Origin of the sequence: Breznakia sp. PFB1-19 (assembly GCF_029893935.1) — a bacterium.
GTDB classification, from domain to species: Bacteria; Bacillota_I; Bacilli_A; order Erysipelotrichales; family Erysipelotrichaceae; genus Breznakia; species Breznakia blatticola.
Genome location: NZ_JARXXJ010000001.1, coordinates 252830 through 272322 on the forward strand (window position 1 = coordinate 252830; position 19493 = coordinate 272322).

The following is a 19493-nucleotide window of genomic DNA, read 5'->3' on the forward strand; positions in this document are numbered from 1 at the left end:
AACATAAATTTCTTCTTGCTTTACTTCTTCGAAGTACTCATATAGAATGAATAGTACTAAGTGAAGGTGTGTCGTAAAGTGTGTGAGAAATCTATGTAATATTGAAAGTCATGTATATATCTTTATTGTATACGACTTTGAATGTGTTTGAATTGAATATCTCAAAACCAGAACAACTACTTTTACAGTGGTTGTTTTTTTAAAAAACATCGAAGTTTAGTTTGAAATCAATCGTCTAAGGGTTGAGAGGTGTTCCTTACGACACACTAGAATACCTTGTTTGTAACTCATTATTGTCTGAAACAAAACGATAAATAATGATATATATGTGTGTGAATGAAGTTTATAGGAGGAAAAGATGAAACTATTATTTAAATCAGTCGCAGTGATTTCGCTATCGTTAGGAATCATGCAACCAAGTGCAGTGAGTGCACAAACAATTGAGCCTGTTATGCAAGAAACAGAAATGTCTTTGGCAATTGATGCTATTAATTTTCCAGATGAAAATTTGCGTGCATTAGTGAAAGATAAAGTAAAAGCAGATGTACTAACTAGTGAAAATGTTAAAAATTTTGAAGGATCATTAATTATTGTCTCAAGTACTTATGATGTTAAAAACTTTAAAGGTGTTGAGTATTTGGGAGTAGAAACAATTATCATTGATGGATATACGCAAGAGACGTTAGAATTACCAAATGATTTAGAGACAGAATTGTTAATGATTGTAAATGCGCCAAATCTCAAAGACTTGTCGAAAAGCGATATTGGAATTCCAAATTATTTCTACCTTGAAAATTGCCCAAGTTTAGAATCTATTGACGTATCAAGTATGGATATTGATGGAACATTAACAATCAGCAATACTGAATCATTAGAAACAGTAACTATAGTCGAAGGGTTTAGAGGAGTTATTGATATTACAAATGCTCCAGTTTTAGAAAATTGGACTGGTGTTGTTAGTCCTCTTGGACTTACACTAGAAGATGTTCCACTCACAGATGAAAATTTTGATATGCGCAATGTAAGAATGATAAAAGTACATAATACAAAATTTAGTAATCCAAAGTTGTTTAATAATGCAACGGAATTGATGAATGTATACTTAGGAGGAAATAAATTCCCTTACATAGAAACGGTAAATTATGAAAGAAACGTATCGTTTATTGACGGTAGCAACACGAATGGTATGAAAAATCAAGCAATGATTAATTCCAATGTTATTGAGCTAATTGCTGAAGAAATTGAAGGTGGATTTATGGTGACAATGCCTGGTATTGATATGGACCGTGTAACACTTCATAAAGACAGTAATTGGGAAAAAGAAGGTAGTGACTCATTTGTATTAAAAGCAGATGAATTAGAAGCGCTAAATTACTATTATAAATTTAAAGAAAAAGCTACTAATCCGCGAATGCTTAGTCCAGAAGGATATGAAATTGGTGAGGATACATACAGAAGAACACATATGTTTATTGTGTCAAATGTTTCTTTGAAACAAGATGAAACTCCTGTGGATCCAACACCAATTGATCCAACACCAGTGGATCCAAAACCAGTGGATCCAAAGCCAGTAGATCCAACACCAACAAACCCTGTAATTGAATTACCAGTAAAGACGCCAGAAAAAGATCTTACAAGTGAACCAAGTGTAGCAACAGCTGATACAACAGCTGTATCTAGTTTATTCGTACTTCTTGCGCTCAGTGGTTTCGTTTGTGTATATGCTAGTACAAAAAGAAAACGTACATAAATAAAGAAAACGTATACAAGCAAAATAAGGTATAGTGTGTCTTATTTTGCTTGATACTAGCAAAGTGATAGTAAACTTTGAAATAAGGATGTGTGATGATGGAGAAACAAGAATTAGTAAAGGTAATAGAAAAAGCAAAAAAAGGTGATCAGGATGCATTTCAAACGTTGTATGATGCGTTTGTAAAGAATGTATATTTTACAGCATGGGATCATTTTCATAATGAACATACAGCAAAAGATGTTGTTCAAGATGTTTTTATTCGTGTGCATAAGAAACTGGATACACTAGAAAGCCCAGAAGCATTCGGAACATGGATTAAACGAATTACGATTAACATGTGTTATGACTATGATAAAAAGAAGAAGCATATGATTGATTTAGGAGAAGATATTACAGTAGATGATTTTGAGGATCTAAACCAAAAAACTGCCAAAGAAATCCTCGACAATAAAGAAGTAGTGGATACTGTCTATGAAAGTATTCAATCACTTACGACACCACTGCGTACAGTTGGTTTACTGCGATATTATGATGAACTTTCGGTTAGTGAGATTGCATATGTCTTACAAATACCTGAAGGAACCGTGAATTCAAGATTAAATAGTCTACGTAACAAATTAAAAGTAAAACTCGAAAGACAAGGAATTAGTGTAAACTCTCTTCAAGGTTTTGTCTTATCACCATTGCTTTTACATACCGTGTATATGAGTGCTGCAGAAAGTGTTAATGTACCTACGATGCAAATTGCTAAAGCTGTCGGAGCTGGTAGTGTTGCAACTATTGGTACTAAATTTGCTTTAGGTACAGGAAGTAAAATTGCAATTGCATCTGTTGTGAGTGTAGCTGGTATTGTAGGAATTACCTTATTTAACCAAGATATACCAAGTCCTTCAATTGCCCCACCGCCAATTGAAAAGGAAGTTGTACAAGTTGAATCTGCCAAAATACAAGATATTATGTATCCAACTGCCTGGACAAATAAAACAATAACTTTACAAGTACAAACAACGAATGATGTGTATGACAAAATATTAGTAAATGGAAATGAATCATTAGAAATTGTCGCTAATGGAAGTTATGTGGTAAGTTTGGAATATCAGGGAAAGCAAATTGATGAGCGTGTAATAGAGATTCAAAATTTTGATATGCACAGTCCTGTCATTGAAAACTATACGATCAATGGAACGAATTATGTTATTCGTTTATTTGATGAGCAATCGAAGGTGAATTTTAGTAGTCTTCGTTATTATGAAAATGGAATTCAAAAGCCGAAAGATATTCAAATCGACACAGTAAATCAAAGCATCATCCTTGACTGTGATTATGGTGTAACAGCAGTTTTATATGTTGCAGATCATACAGGAAATGAATTAAAAATCACTTTGCATGATAAAGTAGAATAAGTAAGAAAGCGAGCGATTGCTCGTTTTTCTATACATGTTTTGATGTATAATAAATACAGAGAAAAAAACATCATTTCATTAGAGAGTATGAAGTGTACGTTCTAGATAGTTTGGAAAGGAGATGTATGTAGAAATAAGAAATTCTACATGCAATAGCAATATGAGTTTACAAAATACACCACATGCAAATCGTCTACATATTGGGATCTTTGGAAAGGTAAATAGTGGAAAAAGTACACTGTTAAATGGTTTGACCAAACAAAGTGTAGCTATTGTATCAGATCAAGAGGGAACTACAACTGACCCAGTATACAAAGCAATGGAATTACACGGGATTGGTCCGGTTGTCTTTATTGATACAGCTGGGTTTGGTGATATCACTGAACTAGGTGAAAAACGAATGGAAAAAACAAGACTTGCTTCTTTGAAAAGTGATATCGCAATTATTGTCTTTGCAGATGAAGATATTGAAGAAGGAAAATCTTGGTATCATTTCTTTAAGCAACAAAACACGAAAACCATTCTATTGATTAATGATAAGGGAATTGGAAATGTTGGTGCAATTGAACTAGCAATTCGTAGTTTCTCTGATGAAATGATTCTTGTGGTAGATGCAAATAAAGAAGATGGTATAGAAAAAGTACGTGAATCAATTTTACGTAATATTCCTGAAGCTTTTGATCCAGAAAGTATCACAAAAGGACTTGTCAAACAAGGTGATGTCGTTGTTCTTGTTATGCCGCAAGATATTCAAGCACCAAAAGGGCGTCTTATCTTACCGCAAGTACAAACACTACGTGATTTGCTTGATAAAAAAGCGATTGCAGTGTCTTGTACTACAGACATGTTTGCACAAACGTTAACTTCCTTACAAAAAGCTCCTGATCTTATTATTTGCGATTCGCAAGTATTTAAAACAGTCTATGAAATGAAACCAAAAGAAAGTAAACTCACTTCATTCTCGGTACTATTTGCAGATTACAAAGGAGATATTGAAAGTTATGTGAAAGGTGCAAATGCAATTGATTTACTGGATGCAAACAGTAAAGTATTAATTGCTGAAGCATGTACACATGCACCACTTACAGAAGATATCGGAAGAGTAAAAATCCCACGTATGTTAAAACAACGATTTGGTGAATCTTTACATATTGATATTGCCTCAGGAAATGATTTTCCTGATGATCTTTCTAATTATGACTTGATTATTCACTGTGGAGCATGCATGTTTAATCGTAAGTATGTACTTTCAAGAATAAAAAAAGCAAGTGAAGCAGGAATTCCAATTACGAACTATGGAATTACTATTGCACATATACAAGGGATTCTTGATCACATCAGTTTACCAAAAGGGAAGGAATAATTTATATGATAAAAATTGTATTGATATGTGTTGGTGGAATGTCATCAAGCATGTTAGCACGTAATATGGAAGCAGCAGGAAAAGAAAAAGGCTTAGATATTCATATTTGGGCAATCGGTGAATCTGAAGCAGTTCGTAAAGTAGATGATGCACAAATCATTCTACTTGGGCCGCAAATCCGTTACCGTTTAGCTGCATTAGAAAAACAATTTCCTGAACTTCCAGTAAAGATGATTGATATGCAAGATTATGGAATGATGAATGGAAAAGCAACATTAGAAAAAGCATTGAAAGCAATTGAAGAACATAAGTAAAAAGAAGAATCTTGAGTATACTATCACTACTCAGCTTCTTCTTTTTTGTGTTTATATTAGATTTAAGTTAATAAATGCATTTGCAAGTCCATTCTCACACACATCATTTGTGATATAGTTGCTTATACTTTTTACGTGTTCATGCGCATTACCCATAGCAACGCCAATTGCACAATAGGAAATCATTTCCACATCATTCATACTATCACCAAAGGCAATCGTATCTTTTTGATTTGCTTTGTAGGTATCAAGTATATAGGCAATGGCGTGTGCTTTACTAATGTCCTTTTGATTAATTTCTAATGTGTGTAGTGATAGGTTTGGCATCACTTGTTTTACAATATGATATTGTTCAGTATATTTAGTTTGGATCTTTTCCAATGATTTTACATCATCACTAAATACTGTAATATTGGTAATCTCTTTCATATCATCTGCAGTCATTTGATCAAGTAAAACCATACCAGTACGCTCCATATACGCTAATACTTCATCTTCATCATATGATAATTCATGTAATAACATTGTTTTGAAATTATCAAATACAAAGGTATCCATAAAGCAGAAGTTTGGTGTATCCACTTTGTAGCTTACTTGCAGTGCTTCAATTGATGCAATCATTTGTTTAGCATCAGCTTCATCAATAGTATGAACTTGAAGTATTTCGTTATCTATTTCGATAATAGAGCCACTTGATGCGATGATTCCCTTAAAAGGAAGTTGACGAAATGTTTCATCAACTTCCTGTAATGGGCGTCCAGTACAAATAAATAATTGATGTCCGTGTTTGTGTGCAATTTCGATTGCACTTTTTGCAGTTTGTGGGATTCCCACACTTTGATGGAAAAGCGTTCCATCAATATCGATAAATATATATTTTTGATCTTTCATTGTGATTTCCTTTACATATTGATTTGTTCATAAATTAGCTTTTCAAATTCATCGAAGGTTGTGCAATTCTTTGCAAGATTGACAACTTCCTCACGACTGAATAAACCAATAAGTGCTTCATAAAGTTCATGGAATATTCTAGAGTCTGTTTTATTGATTGCAATAAGTAAGATTACATTTGCTTTTTGTGTACCCCAATCAATTCCTTTTTTTGAAACACAAACATAAACACAGGTTTTAAATGCTTCCATTTTCATAGCATGTGGAATTGCAATGTTCCCAAAGATGGTAGAAGCAGCATTTTCTCTTGCGAAGATTTTTTCAGTATAATCTTCTGGTACATAATTTAGTTCAATTAATGCATCACTCATAATGTTGATGAGTTCATTTTTATCCTTGAACTCCGGATCAACCAAGAATAAGTCTTTAGAGAAAAAGCGATGAAATTCATTTTTTAAAATCCAGTTTTGCTTGTCAATTTGCACTTTGTGGATTGCTGCATAAATATCATTTTTCTCTGGTTGTTTAATAAATGGTGGAATAAGAACAACTTCTTGCCAAATAGGTGCATTAATTTTTACAACGGTAATACACATATCAAAACTATATTTATGAAGTTCTTCTTCAGCATTGATTGTTTTTACGATATCAATTTGATTTCCAAAACTAATAAGTAAATCATTGTATAGTTGGCCTGCAATTTTCATATAGTTTGGACAAATTAGAATAACTTTTAATTTAGAATCATTTACTTTTTGTCGCTCAATTTCTGCACCAACATGCAATGCTAAAAAGGCAATTTCATCTTCGTTAATATCTACATGGAATTGGTTTTGAATTTCTACTGCCATCAAGATTGCAATATCATAGACCGTTGGACAACTGCTCTTAATACTTTCAGCCATTGGGTTTTTTGTGTATTGTTTATTCGATGCACGTAAAATTAAATTTTTAAGGTGTAAAGCGAACGGTGTCACAAAGTTTTCATTATCCAAGTTGATAAAGTAATAGTCATTAATTTTCTCAACAATACGTTTTGCAAGTGACAAAATATCCGATCCGATAATTTTATGCAATGTCTCATCATTGGTTGGAAGTGAGTAGTTTGCATTGGTTTTAAATAACATATAGACTTCATATCTTTCACTAGTCTCGAAAGATATGTGGAATTCGTTTTCAAAGGTATGACATAGTTCATTGACTAAAGAACGCTCATTCTCATCATCAATTTGAAAACTCTCATTTTGTACATCCATAGAGTGACCAGATAAAATTCGATCGATAATAATTGCAAAATGCAAAAGTAAGTTTACACGAGAAAAGTCATTGATGTAATAATTATACTTTTCGAAGGTCGAGACAATGATGTGGTTGATACGCTCAATTGGTAAAGTATCAAAACTATTAGAGATAATCTCCGTATTCATAAAATTCTTATTTGTTTCTTCGTATAGTACATAACTTACTAATTTTCGTTTGTTTTTCTCTTTTCCAACAATTTGAATCGTATCGTTTACAATCACAAATTCTACATGAAAATTAGAGAATGTATGATTCATTCGAGAGATATCTTTTTTAATTGTTGAATAACTTACAAACAAATCTTCTGATAGATCATAAATATTAAGTTGTAGACAATGTTCGATTAAAATACGTTTAATAATTTCAAAAGAACGTTCTTCACTTGTTTGCGGTATATATGACGTATCCTTTTCCAAGTATTTAGCACATGAACTTCGATTGATTTGATACCCATTGTTTGAAGAATAAATGAGTGACTCACCATGTTCAAGGTTAATTGCACTTACATAATTTTTTACAGTACGCACAGAAATACCTAGACTATTTGCAATTTCTTTGCTGGTAACTGAAGTGTTTTTATTATAAAGAAGTTCAATTACATCTACATATTTTTTATTCATTATGTCCCCTCGTGGTTTCCTTTACTTTATTATAGAAATCTTTAGTTTCTACATCAATCCGTTATTTGCACCAGGTGGTGCAAATTTGTAATTTCATCATAACATATACACTTCACGATTCCTGCATAAAACCAAAATATACACAAAAACAGTGAGTTATGATGTGTATTATGTGTTTGCATAACATGATTTGCACTAGGTGGTGCAAAAGTTAAGTTGAACAAAAAAATCAATTTTTAGATAATGAGGGTGACAAAAGCACAAGGAGGTGAACATCATGAATGAAATGAAAGTATTGTTATGCTGTGGTGCAGGTATGTCGAGTGGGTTTTTAGCACAAAAGACACGACAAGCAGCAAAGAAAAGAAAAATTGCGGCTACAGTTGATGCAAGAGCGGAAAGTGAAGTAGGTGCATATCTTAAATCTATTGATATCTTATTTGTTGGACCACATTACGCATCACGATTAGAAAACTTCGAACAAATGGCAGCACCATATAATATTCCTGTAGTCGTAATTCCACAAGATATTTATGCAGGTTTGAATGGGGAAGCATTGTTGGATTTGGCAATACAAACAATTGAATAAAAATAAAAAGAGCTAAGCGATAGCTTAACTCCAAGAGACACGCGAATATCTCTTTACGAAAGTATAGCATAAATACGATTGTAAGAGATAACAGAAACTTAAGAAAAGTTTAAAAGGAGAATTAGAAAATGAAAAAATTTATGGATTGGTTAGCAAATTCATTTGCGCCAGCAGCTAATAAACTATTTAGTAAACCATGGATTAGTGGGATTTCAAGCGCAATGCAAAAGATTTTACCGTTTATTCTTACAGGATCGGTAATTTTCTTCTACAACGTATTTAAAGGATATCTGGACTTCTTACCAGACTTAGGTCCAATATCAACATACAGTTTCTTCTTAATTGGTATGATTACAGCATTTATGATGGGATACCAATTAATGGAGAAAAAAGATTTATCACATTACAGTGTAAATGTTGGGATTGTATCTGTTTGTTTAATGTTTATGTTTTGTACAGCAGCAGCACCTGAAGGAACAAACCTAATGGATCGTTTGGGACCATCGAGTATCCTAACAGGGATGGTTTCAGGAAATGTTGTAGCTATCGTATTTAATTTATATGCAAAACTACATGTACTAGAGAATAATGTAACATTACCAGATTTCGTATCAGAATGGATCAATACGGTAATTCCTATTATTGCAACATTGGGATTAGGAATGATTTTAACAGTTGTACTACAAATTGACGTATATCAAGCATTAGAAGATTTCTTTTTACCACTACAAGCGTTTGGACAAACATTACCAGGACTTATTCTGTTGGTATTTGTGCCTGCATTCTTCTATACAATGGGGATTTCAACTTGGCTATTCTCAGCAGTACAAACACCAATTTTCATGGCTGGAATCAATGCAAATATTGCAGCTGTTGCAGCTGGTGGTGCAGCAACAAACATCGTAACTAACGAAACAGTATATACATTAGCACTTATTATGATGGGAGGAACTGGAGCAACGTTAATGCTTAACTTCTTCATGTTATTCTCAAAATCAAAGAAATTAAAAACAATGGGTCGTATTTGTATTGGACCTTCATTATTCAACATTAATGAACCACTTGTGTTTGGAGCACCAATTGTATTTAACCCATTATTGATGTTACCAATGTGGATTAACTCAATTACTGGACCAATTGTGATTTGGTTTGCGATGAGTAGTGGATTACTAAATATTCCAGATCAATTAATGCAAATTGCACAAGTACCAGCACCAATCAACTCTGTCTTAGTAACAAATGGAGATTTACGTGCAATTATCTGGTATGTCGTATTATGTGTGATTTATGGATTAACATGGTATCCATTCTACAAAGTATATGAAAAACAATGTATTGCGGCTGAAACAGCAGAGGCAGTGACAGAAAAAGCAAACATGTAACGGAAGAAGGGCATAGGGTATGAGTGAACAAATGAAAGAAAATGAATTAATCAGTGTTGCAATGCAGATTATTTTACATGCAGGAGATGCACGTATCAAAATTCAAGAAGCATTGAAACATGGTAAAGAATTAGATTTTGAAGCAGCAAGAAAAAGTCTAGTTGAAGCAAAGGAATGTATCCGCTTGGCGCATCAAAGCCAAACGGAAGTGATTCAAAACGAAACACGTGGAATGGTGTATGAACCAAGCTTATTATTTAACCACGCACAAGATACATTGATGACCATTATGAGTGAAAATAATATGGCCAATGAAATGATTGATATGTTTGAAGTGATGTATCACAAATGCTGCAAAAATTAAGAAACATGGAGGCAATATAAATGAGTAAATTAGAAGGATTTCCTAAAGATTTTCTTTGGGGAGCTGCAACGAGTGCATATCAAGTAGAAGGTGCAGCAAATGAGGACGGTAAAGGCCTTTCACAACAAGATGTGATTAATGCAGAAAGACATAAAGCATATGGTTTTGCGGATGCTAGTATTGCTAGTGACCATTATCATAAATATAAAGAAGATATCGCATTGTTTAAAGAAATGGGATTTACAAGTTATCGTTTTTCCATTGCTTGGACTCGTATTTTTCCAAATGGAGGAGATGAAGTCAATCAAGCAGGAGTCGATTTCTATCGCGATCTAATTAAAGAGTGTAAAGATAACGGGATTGAACCAATTCCAACGCTATATCATTATGATTTGCCATGGGCACTTGTTGAAAAGTACAATGGTTGGTTATCTAGGGAAGTAGTTAAAGATTTTGAAATTTATGCAAAATTCATTATTAATGAATTCAAAGATGACATTAAATATTGGGTAACAATTAACGAGCAAAGTATTATCGTTCAATACTGGACACAAAAATGTTATGTACCTGAAGAGTACCAAAATCAAAATCAATTACGCTATCAAATTAATCACCATATGAATTTATGTCAAGCGATTGCAGTAAAATACGCACATGAGGTTGGAGCACTTGCAGGTCCAGCACTTGGATATTCACCAATTTATGCAAGAACATGTAAGCCGGAAGATCAAATTGCTGCATTGAATGCAAATGATTTACGTAACTCATACTACTTAGATGTTTATTTTAAAGGATATTATACAGTGGCTCCACTAACATATCTTCAAGAAAATGGACTGGCTCCAGTTATTGAAGAAGGAGATGAAGAATTGTTTAGAGCAAACATCTCAGATTTCTTTGCCATTAACTACTATGATTCACAATGTGCACATGCATGTCCAGAAGGTGCAGAACGTTCATGGTCTGGATATAACCTTACAGGGAAAAAAGGGGATATGTCAGGATTCGAAACACATCCAGGGTTCTACCAAATGTGTCCAAACCCAGAATTAGATACAACTGCTTGGGATTGGGCGATTGATCCAATTGGACTTGAATATGTATACCGTGATTTATACACAAGATACAAAGTACCATTTATGATTACCGAAAATGGACTTGGAGCATATGATGATTTAACTGAAGATGGAAAGATTCATGATGATTACCGTATTGACTACTTAAGAGCACATATTCAAGCAACAAAACGTGCAATGGATAAAGGTGTAGAAGTACTTGGATACATGCCATGGTCAGCATTAGATCTATTATCAACAAGTAACGGATACAAAAAACGTTATGGGTTGATTTATGTAGATCGTACAGATGAAGATCCAAAAGAATGTAAACGAATTCGTAAAGATTCATTCTATTGGTATAAAAAAGTCATTGCTTCAGATGGAACAGATTTAGATTAAAACAGTTCGTAAATAATAGAAAATTAGAATTGATCGAATATATGAGGGAATATGAAAAAAATATGTAAAGTGATACTAAGCATTGTATTACTTGTAGGAATGGCTGCATGTAATACAAGCGCAAATAAAGAAGAAGCAGAAAAGCAAGAGTCAAAAGAAATTACAATTTATTTAGTTCGACATGGAAAAACTTGGTTCAATACAAACAATCAAGTACAAGGATGGAGTGATTCTCCACTTACTGATGTCGGAGTAGAACAAGCTAAAAAAGTAGGTGTTGGATTAAAGGATGTTGCATTTAGTCATGCATTTTCAAGTGATTTAGGTAGACAAAGAAGTACTGCACAGTATATTTTGTCTGAGAATACAAATGAGATTCCATCGATTACTGAACTCTTAGAATTTAGAGAGAAGAATTATGGTAGCTTTGAAGGTGGATCAAATGACACAATGAATCTAGCAGTAGTAGAAACACTTGGTGTCGAATACCCAACAGAAAGTGATGCACTTTGGGATTTCATTCAAGAAACGATGACTGCAGAAGAACTAGCAAGTAAAATTGCAGAAGTAGATCCTTCACAAACTGCAGAAACTGCGCAACAAGTTAAAGAACGTGGAGCAAAAGCAATGGAATTAATGATGGAGTCAGTTGGAGATGATGGAAGTAATGTACTGATTGTCTCATCAGGAGGAATTATTCCACTAATTTTAGAAGCGATTGCACCAGGTGAGTATAATGGTGAAAAAATTGCAAACTGCAGTGTTACTGTACTGAAATACAAAGATGGAAAGTACACAGTTGATGTTATCGGTGACACAACGTACGTAGAATAAAATTAATAAAAAGATTCAAACAAGACCGATATAGTTTGAAATTTCATAAGTATACCAAAAGGTAACTTAGAAAAGCTAGCTAGGTTTTCTAGCTGGCTTTTTTTAAAACCGCGACATCAAAACAATAAAAGAATTAGTTATGTCGTGACCTAATTCATTGGAGGAAATATGAAATATAAAAATATAAAGCACTTACAGAAAACAGAAGGTGCAAATCATGAATGATGAATATGTAGGTAGACGTATTATACGTATGATTGTAGGTTCAATTATCTTAGGTTTTGGAATTGCACTTGCGATATGTTCTACCCAAGGAGGAGATGCAATTTCTGTGTTCTCAGAAGGTGTGAGTATCTTAATTGGTACGAGTATTGGAAATGCGACAGTTTTATTTTATTTTATTTGGATACCACTCGCATTTATTTTCTATCGTGAGCAATTAGGGATTGGAACGATTGCATCACCTGTGATTGCTTCAATTACACTAGATGCAACCATTCTATATGGTTGGCAAACGTTATATGCCTTGCCACATCTTGTAGCGATGGGACTCGGTATTGTTTGTATTGGAATTGGCTTAGGTGTTTATGTGAGTGCCAATATGGGACGGTCGAGTTATGATGCAATTATCGGTGGATTATCCAATAAACTAGGAATTCCAATTTGGTTAAGTAAAAGTGGATGTGATGTAATCTTATGTGTGATTGGTTTTCTACTAGGTGGAACGGTTGGCTTAGGTCCTATTAGTGGGATTATATGCATTGGTCCCGTTCTACAATTCACATTACAAACAATCACAAAAAAAGATCGAAAAACGATTACTACATAAAAACTTCTTTTGGGTGAACTCTTTAGGGGAAAAAAATTCGGGGAGATTCATAAAAATAAAGGAGAAACAAATGTTTAAGAAAATAGGGATTAGTATTATCGCTTTTGTGTTATTAGCTAGCGGTTCGCTTGTTTTAAACGTTGAACAATCAAAAGTGAGTGCAGCAGAATCAACAATTACATCTGTTGATAATTTAGAATTGGTAACGAATGATATGCAATGGAAATATTTGGATGATTTTAGTGATCCAAACACTGGGACATGGTTTGAAAGTTGGAATAAAAGAAATGGATGGAGTTATCCTACAACATGGCATGATTGGGATGGAGAAGTCTATTTACAATTTGAAGAAGATGGATGGAAAGACTATCAAGGATCGCTTTTTTCGACTGATGCATCTACTAACGGACAAATTCTAGAAAAAAGAGAAGGAGAACTTGTTGGTTCGACATATTTCTTCCGTCATACATTTCGTGTACGTGAAGATTTAGCAAATGAAGTGTACACCATTAGTGGTGCAGTACGCTACAATGATGCGATGATTATGTACATTAATGGAAAACCAGTAGACTCATGGTTTAACATACCTACTTCAAACTATAAAACAAATCTTTCATATGGTTGTCAGGATAAAGTTGTTGATGGCTATAAGGAAGAAGCATTTCTAATTGAAGATACAACAAGCTTTAAAAATGGTGGAATTGCAGGTGACTATCAATATGTAGATGGCACCGAGCGAGAAAATCAAAAAGTCGTAGATGAAGAAAACACGGTATATTATGTGGATGCTGATGGAAATCGTTACCGCGATATAACCATAGCGGTTGAACTACATACAAGTGATGAAAATGATACAGATGCATATTTTGAGTTGTTGTCATTTCGTCTAAATCCGGCAACAGATATTTTGCCAGAAAGTGATGCGATAAAAAGTGTTGCATTAAACACAGGTGCATCTGAAAATGAGCTGAATGTTGCATGGTATTCACGTTCAAATGCACAAGGATATTTACAAATCGCTGAAGGTGATGATCCAAATGTTACATTCCCATTAGAGCGTGCGACATCTATTGCGGCTAGTAGTCCAACATTAGCGTATACCAAATTTACAGATCAACATTATTACTCAAATAAAGCAGTCTATACAACAATTGCACCTGGAAAGAATTATGTCTATCGGGTAGGAAATGATGAAGGTTTTTCAAAAGTATATAAGCTGCAAACAAAAGATATACAAAGTGGTTATGAGGTTTTATTTGTATCAGATCCTCAAATCGGAACGGGTACAGTATTGACTGATAAACATGCTTGGAATGATACATTAACAAAGGCTACCTCATTATTTCCAAATCTTAGTTTCATTATTAATACAGGAGATTTTGTTGACGTAGCAACAAAAGAAGGGGAGTATGATGGATATTTTTCAACAGAAATCCTACAAACACTACCAACAGCAACTGCTGTAGGAAATCATGATATTGCATCTAATTATGGTTCACATTTCAATGAACCAAATGCTTCGTCTTATGGGAAAACAGTAGCGAATAGTGATTACTATTTTGTATATGGAAATGTGCTGTATATGGTTTTAAATACAAGTTCAGCAAATGATTTAGAACATGTTGCATTCATGGATGCAGTAATGGAAGAAACTAAGGATCAAACATTTGATTGGAAAGTTGTCATGTTCCATAATTCCATCTATGCAGCTGGAAAACAATCTACAAATAAAGATGTACCATTACGAAGAGAAACACTTGTACCTGCTTTTGATCGACATGAAATTGATGTTGTTTTAATGGGACATGATCACTGTTATGCAAGAAGTGAACTCATGAAAGAATTCGAAGTAATGGAAGAGTATGTTGGACAAACACAAGTGCAAGATCCAGAAGGAACACTCTATCTAACAACAAGTTCATCAACTGGTTCAAAGTACTATGATTTAGTTGCTGGCGGATATGAATATCTTGCATTTTCTGCACAATATAAAGTTCCAGTATTTATGCATCTTTCATTTACAAAAGATACCTTTACTATGGAATCCTATCGTACAGATTCACTAGCTGTGTTTGATAGTTATACAATTAAGAAAACAAAGAAAACAGATGAACAAATCAAACAACCAGAAACACCAGAAACACCAACAGAAGATACAAAAACAAAACCAGAAAATAGTAGTACGGTTCATGCTGCTGTAGATACGATGGATCATACACAAACATATGTACTTATATTACTTATGTTAGTAAGTGGAATTATACTTGGCACGTATTTTATCAAAAAAGATAGCAAGCAATAACAATAAGCAGTAGTTAGATATGTACAACAGCTATATATGTATGGATGAATGGAAGAAAACATCAGATTTTGGTCTGGTGTTTTTCTTTGTTTTTATAACTATATTTAGAATTGTTTATGCTATAATAAACAAAATTGTAATAGGGGGACACGTTATGCATATCGATCAAATATTAAAAAAGAAGAAAACATTATCATTTGAAATCTTTCCACCAAAGAATAAAAGTGGAGATATTTCAAGTATTTATCAAACGGTTGAAGCACTAAAAGATTTGGATCCGGATTTTATTTCTGTAACCTATGGTTCTGGTGGTTCTACTATTGGTAAAACTTTAGAAATTGCGGATATGATTAAAAACACCTATGGAATCGAACCGATGGCACATCTTACGAGTATCGTTTCAACAAAAGAAGATGTAAATGATTTTTGTATGAAGCTTAAAGAAAGTAATGTAGATAATATATTGGCATTACGTGGAGATATGCCTTTAGATGATCGTGTTGTATGTCCAAAACAGTTTTCATATGCAACAGATTTGATTGAACACATTCAAGAAACATTTCCAAATGATTTTTGTTTGGCTGGTGCTTGTTATCCTGAAGTGCATCAAGAAGCAGATTGTTTTGAAAATGATTTAAAAGCGTTGAAGGCAAAAGTAGATGCAGGTGCAAAGTTTGTAATTACACAGATTTTCTATGACAATAACTATTACTATCGCTTAGTACGTGAAGCACGTAAAATTGGTATTGATGTACCAATTCTTGCGGGAATTATGCCTGCCTTAAATGCAAAACAACTTTTACGAACAACAAGAATGTGTGGATGTACTGTACCTTATGAATTATCTACACGAATTGAAAAGTACTATTACAACGATGATGCAATGCAAGAAGTGGGAATTAGTTTTGCTGTAAATCAAATCATTGACTTAATTGCGAATGGTGTAGATGGACTTCATATTTACACAATGAATCGACCAGAAATTGCCAAAAGTATCTTTGCGCAAATTCCAAATATCCTGAAAGATTTTTATCATTATGATTAAACAAACTGCATTAAAATACTTAGGGTATAGTAATCAAGAATTGAGTGATACATTTCTTGAACTATTAGATGCATGCGAGAAAGAAGTAAAAGAGCTTTCACACTTTAAAGCAACGTATGTGATTAGTGAGTTACAAGCACCTTTTATTTTAAGTGCCTTTGATTTACGTGTAGATGCAAATGACTTAATTGAAGCATTAGGTTCATGCAAAGAAATTGCGATTATCGCTTGTACTTTAGGAAGCAAAATTGATAGTAGAACTCGATATTATCATTCACTTGATATGCAAAAAGCTGTAGTTTTTGATGCAGTTGCTTCTGCTTATGTGGAAGCTTGTTGCGATGCATATGAAGATGAAGTGTTTGGCAAAGATCATAGTTTTCGCTATGCACCTGGGTATGGTGATATACCATTAGAATTAAATCAACAGTTATGCAAACTTATGAATTTGCATAAAAAGATTGGGGTTTCATTAGATGCATCCAGTTTATTTGTGCCAATGAAAAGTATGACTGGATTTGTAGGTTTACATATGGATAAACAAAAGAAGACGTGTAAAAGCTGCACACAAAAAGAACACTGCGAGTATTTGAAAAGGGGGAGCACATGTTACTAGAACAGTTAAAGAAGAGAGTTCTCGTTTTTGATGGGGCGATGGGTACCCAACTGCAAAACATTGGCTTAAAAGCTGGAGACATTCCTGAAGAATACAACATCACCCGTAAAGAGGATATGATTCGTATTCACAAGTCATACCTTGATGCAGGTGCTGATTTTATTAGTACAAATACATTTGGTTGTTCGCCTTATAAGATGGCAGACAGCTTGTATGAATTAGAAGATTTGATTACACATGCAATTGATAATGCAAATCAAGCAAAGATAGGTGTAAATCGTGAAGTGTATATCGCCTATGATATGGGACCGATTGGACAATTATTAGAACCAATGGGAACATTATCATTTGATGAAGCTTACGAACAATTCAAAGTACAAGTAGAACTTGCTAAAGATAGAGTAGATGCATTTATTGTGGAAACAATGACTGATATTTATGAAATCAAAGCAGCAATACTAGCAATCAAGGAAACGTGTGATTTACCAATTATTGTATCTATGACCTTTGAAGCAAATGGACGTTCATTAACCGGAACAGATCCATTATCATTTGTGAATATCGTAGAAGGTTTAGGTGCAGATGTACTTGGTGTAAACTGCTCACTTGGTCCTAAAGAACTATTACCGATTGTCAAAGAAATTTTAGCAGTTGCTAGAATTCCAATGATTGTACAACCAAATGCTGGTTTACCATGCTTAGAACATGGAGAAACGCATTATCATTTAACAAGTGAAGAATATGCAATGTATGTCCAAAAGTTTGTAGAAATGGGAGTCAGTATCATTGGTGGTTGTTGTGGAACAACACCTGCATTTATTCAAGAAGCAAAAAAAGCAAGTGAGTTAGGATTGCATTTTACACCTGCTAAGAAGAAAACAAGAGTATCTAGTGGTAGTAAAACGGTTACTTTTAATAACCAGGTAATTGTATGTGGAGAACGTTTGAATCCTACGGGAAAGAAAAAGTTAAAACAAGCACTACTAGATGAAAAATATGATGAAGTATTACGTGAAGCCATTCACCAACAAGAAGCTGGTGCAGATATTCTTGATGTAAATGTCGGAGTGCCAGGTATCGATGAAAGCCAAGTCATGACAAAAGTGGTGAAAATGATTCAAGAAGTGATTAATTTACCACTACAGATGGATAGTTCTTCACCCGAAGCGCTAGAAAAAGCGTGTCGCTATTACAATGGACGACCACTAATTAACTCGATTAATGCGAAACCAGAAGTAATGCATAGTATACTACCGATTGCTAAGAAGTATGGTGGAGTAGTTATTGGTTTAACTCTTGCTGATCAAATTCCGCTATTAGCTAGTGAACGTGTTCAAATAGCTAAGGATATGATAAAACAAGCAGTAGCTTATGGAATTCATCCTAAAGATGTAATTATTGATTGTTTAACTTTAACTGCAAGTGCTCAACAAAAAGAAGTGCAAGAAACACTACGAGCTCTACAAATGGTAAAAGAGCTTGGATATCACACGGTACTAGGTGTAAGTAATGTATCTTTTGGTTTGCCGAATCGTCCATTATTAAACCGTACGTTCCTTACGATGGCGATGCAAGCAGGTCTAGATTTGCCAATTATTAATCCGCTGGATTTTGAATTGATGTCAACCATTGATGCATTCAATGTAATCACAAATCAAGATGTGGATAGTACAAAGTACATTGCACATCAAGCAAATGTGACTGTCGAAAAGAAAGTGATTCAACATCATACAAATACAACACAAAGTTTTGATCAAATGTCACTATATGAAGCAATAAAACGCGGCTTAAAAGATGAAGTGCATACATTAGCTACACAAGAATTAGAAACTAAACAACCACTCGATATCGTCCAAGATATTGTAATTCCTGCTTTAAATCAAGTAGGTGATGATTATGAAAGTGGAAAGATCTTCTTGCCACAACTCATTCAATCAGCAGAAACAACGAAAGTAGCTTTTGAAGTACTCCAAAGTAGAATGCAAGGAAGCTCAGCAACAAAAAAAGGGCCTATTATAATGGCTACAGTGGAAGGTGATATTCATGATATTGGTAAGAATATTGTGAAAGTTGTATTGGAATCGTATGGCTATGAAGTCATCGATTTAGGAAAAAATGTTCCAGTGCAAAGTGTAGTTGATGCATTTTTGAAATATAAGCCAAAAGCAATAGGATTATCTGCATTGATGACAACAACTGTTGTTTCAATGAAGAAAACCATTGAAGCCTTACGTCAATATGATGAGGTTTGTCCAATAATGGTTGGTGGGGCAGTCTTAACGCAGGAAATCGCAGATGAGATTCATGCTGACTATTATGGTGTGGATGCTATGGCTACAGTCAAAATTGTGAAAAAAATTATCGGATAAAGCAAAAGAGATATGGATTATCGTGCCATATCCTTTTTTTGTTTATATGAAGGTGTCGAA

At 33.9% G+C, this 19493-nt stretch carries 16 protein-coding genes; 14 read left to right on the plus strand and 2 right to left on the minus strand.

Annotated elements, in window-relative coordinates; translation table 11 throughout:
• The first annotated feature begins 358 nt into the window (after positions 1-358).
• The 4 genes from M2098_RS01150 to M2098_RS01165 all read left to right on the plus strand — a co-directional run bounded on the left by M2098_RS01150 (position 359) and on the right by M2098_RS01165 (position 4833).
• Positions 359-1750, plus strand: coding sequence for a hypothetical protein (locus M2098_RS01150; RefSeq protein ID WP_280680696.1), 1392 nt, complete (start codon positions 359-361; stop codon positions 1748-1750).
• A 98-nt stretch (positions 1751-1848) separates the two neighbouring features.
• The gene (locus tag M2098_RS01155; protein ID WP_280680694.1) at positions 1849-3156 is read left to right on the plus strand and encodes an RNA polymerase sigma factor; all 1308 of its coding nucleotides are present in this window, start codon (positions 1849-1851) and stop codon (positions 3154-3156) included.
• Positions 3157-3316: 160 nt separating this feature from the next.
• Positions 3317-4519, plus strand: a complete 1203-nt coding sequence (gene hydF, locus M2098_RS01160) for a [FeFe] hydrogenase H-cluster maturation GTPase HydF (RefSeq protein ID WP_280680693.1) — start codon at positions 3317-3319, stop codon at positions 4517-4519.
• A 5-nt stretch (positions 4520-4524) separates the two neighbouring features.
• Positions 4525-4833 carry a PTS sugar transporter subunit IIB gene (locus M2098_RS01165; RefSeq protein WP_280680691.1) on the plus strand — a complete coding sequence of 103 codons (309 nt, stop codon included), beginning with the start codon at positions 4525-4527 and terminating at the stop codon, positions 4831-4833.
• Between the two features lie 51 nt (positions 4834-4884).
• Here M2098_RS01165 and M2098_RS01170 read toward each other — a convergent pair whose 3' ends face one another.
• Positions 4885-5724, minus strand: a complete 840-nt coding sequence (locus M2098_RS01170) for a Cof-type HAD-IIB family hydrolase (protein ID WP_280680689.1) — start codon at positions 5722-5724, stop codon at positions 4885-4887.
• 11 nt (positions 5725-5735) lie between these two features.
• Positions 5736-7646 carry a PTS sugar transporter subunit IIA gene (locus tag M2098_RS01175; RefSeq protein ID WP_280680688.1) on the minus strand — a complete coding sequence of 637 codons (1911 nt, stop codon included), beginning with the start codon at positions 7644-7646 and terminating at the stop codon, positions 5736-5738.
• 277 nt (positions 7647-7923) lie between these two features.
• Here M2098_RS01175 and M2098_RS01180 point away from each other — a divergent pair, with 277 nt between their 5' ends.
• From M2098_RS01180 to M2098_RS01225, 10 genes are all read left to right on the plus strand, one after another.
• Positions 7924-8235: a PTS sugar transporter subunit IIB gene (locus M2098_RS01180; protein ID WP_134167251.1), complete on the plus strand. Its 312-nt coding sequence runs from the start codon at positions 7924-7926 to the stop codon at positions 8233-8235.
• Positions 8236-8363: 128 nt separating this feature from the next.
• Complete coding sequence (locus tag M2098_RS01185; protein WP_280680687.1) at positions 8364-9617, plus strand: PTS transporter subunit EIIC; 1254 nt, start codon at positions 8364-8366, stop codon at positions 9615-9617.
• A gap of 19 nt (positions 9618-9636) precedes the next feature.
• Positions 9637-9981 (plus strand): PTS lactose/cellobiose transporter subunit IIA, encoded by a 345-nt coding sequence (locus M2098_RS01190; protein ID WP_280680686.1) that lies wholly within the window; start codon positions 9637-9639, stop codon positions 9979-9981.
• 20 nt (positions 9982-10001) lie between these two features.
• Positions 10002-11438, plus strand: coding sequence for a glycoside hydrolase family 1 protein (locus M2098_RS01195; protein ID WP_280680685.1), 1437 nt, complete (start codon positions 10002-10004; stop codon positions 11436-11438).
• A gap of 51 nt (positions 11439-11489) precedes the next feature.
• The gene (locus M2098_RS01200) at positions 11490-12272 is read left to right on the plus strand and encodes a histidine phosphatase family protein (protein ID WP_280680684.1); all 783 of its coding nucleotides are present in this window, start codon (positions 11490-11492) and stop codon (positions 12270-12272) included.
• A 217-nt stretch (positions 12273-12489) separates the two neighbouring features.
• Positions 12490-13101, plus strand: a complete 612-nt coding sequence (locus M2098_RS01205; RefSeq protein ID WP_280680683.1) for a hypothetical protein — start codon at positions 12490-12492, stop codon at positions 13099-13101.
• Positions 13102-13171: 70 nt separating this feature from the next.
• Complete coding sequence (locus tag M2098_RS01210; protein WP_280680681.1) at positions 13172-15403, plus strand: metallophosphoesterase family protein; 2232 nt, start codon at positions 13172-13174, stop codon at positions 15401-15403.
• A 154-nt stretch (positions 15404-15557) separates the two neighbouring features.
• The gene (metF, locus tag M2098_RS01215; protein WP_280680679.1) at positions 15558-16448 is read left to right on the plus strand and encodes a methylenetetrahydrofolate reductase [NAD(P)H]; all 891 of its coding nucleotides are present in this window, start codon (positions 15558-15560) and stop codon (positions 16446-16448) included.
• A complete protein-coding gene (locus M2098_RS01220; protein WP_280680678.1) occupies positions 16441-17064 on the plus strand; it encodes a vitamin B12 dependent-methionine synthase activation domain-containing protein in 624 nt (207 codons plus the stop codon). Before metF ends, M2098_RS01220 begins: the two co-directional genes overlap by 8 nt.
• Positions 17055-19433 (plus strand): homocysteine S-methyltransferase family protein, encoded by a 2379-nt coding sequence (locus M2098_RS01225; protein WP_280680675.1) that lies wholly within the window; start codon positions 17055-17057, stop codon positions 19431-19433. The genes M2098_RS01220 and M2098_RS01225 overlap by 10 nt, the downstream gene beginning before the upstream one ends.
• The last annotated feature ends 60 nt before the right edge of the window (positions 19434-19493 follow it).